Source organism: Streptomyces sp. NPDC048277, assembly GCF_040652235.1.
In the GTDB taxonomy this organism is placed as follows: Bacteria; Actinomycetota; Actinomycetes; order Streptomycetales; family Streptomycetaceae; genus Streptomyces.
Window position 1 is genome coordinate 1 of the sequence record NZ_JBEZLQ010000027.1, and the last position, 706, is coordinate 706.

Annotated in this window: 1 protein-coding gene; it reads left to right on the forward strand. The window is 68.8% G+C overall.

Annotated features, from left to right (window positions below; all coding sequences use genetic code 11):
• Nucleotides 1-466: 466 nt before the first annotated feature.
• Nucleotides 467-598, forward strand: a complete 132-nt coding sequence (locus AB0D85_RS40760; protein WP_362332326.1) for a hypothetical protein — start codon at nucleotides 467-469, stop codon at nucleotides 596-598.
• The last annotated feature ends 108 nt before the right edge of the window (nucleotides 599-706 follow it).

A 706-nucleotide genomic window follows, 5' to 3' on the forward strand; every position in this document is an offset into this window, starting at 1 on the left:
GGACTTCCTGCCGAACCGCCCGACCCCCACCGCATTCGAAAAGCTGAAGGCGAACCCCCCGGCCGATCAGCCACCAGTCAGCTGACCCCTGGCCCCATCCGAACGCCCGGCTCACGCGAGCACGGACAACGGGTGGGGCCAAAATACTCGTTCACATCACGCCCCCATGATCGCTGCCTGGGGTCTCAGGAGCCGAGGCCGCTTGCCGACGTCCGAGCCATCGGGCAGTGCCGACGGCTCTCCGAAGTAGCCCCTGCGGCATGCCATGGCCTTTCACCGACGTGCGCCGCCGGGTGGCCCGCTGAGCGCCGTCAGGCCACCCTGACCAAGCCCGCAGGCCTTGGCCGAACAGGGTTCTTGATCGGGTGATCGCGCCCCAGACCGCCGCCCGCGACCAGCGTGAGCACCCCGAGGACCGGTCACACCAGCCCTTTGAGCTGCTCCTTCAAGTTGGCGGAGGCTTGCTGTGCTGCATGCCGGACCGCAGGACAGCGCGAGCGCCGGGGGAGTCGACCAGATCACCCTGGAGGTGACCCGTCAGGCCGCCGACACCGACTCGTACGCGCCCGGACATGGGCACCGTGGCCGTAGAGAGTAAGGGGGCTACCCCGGCCGGCTCTCCCCGAGAGCTGTGGGAGATGACCCGGCAGACGCACCGTCAGTTCGACGGCCGTCTGCCGGGCGGTTTGGCTACTGGAACTGTTCC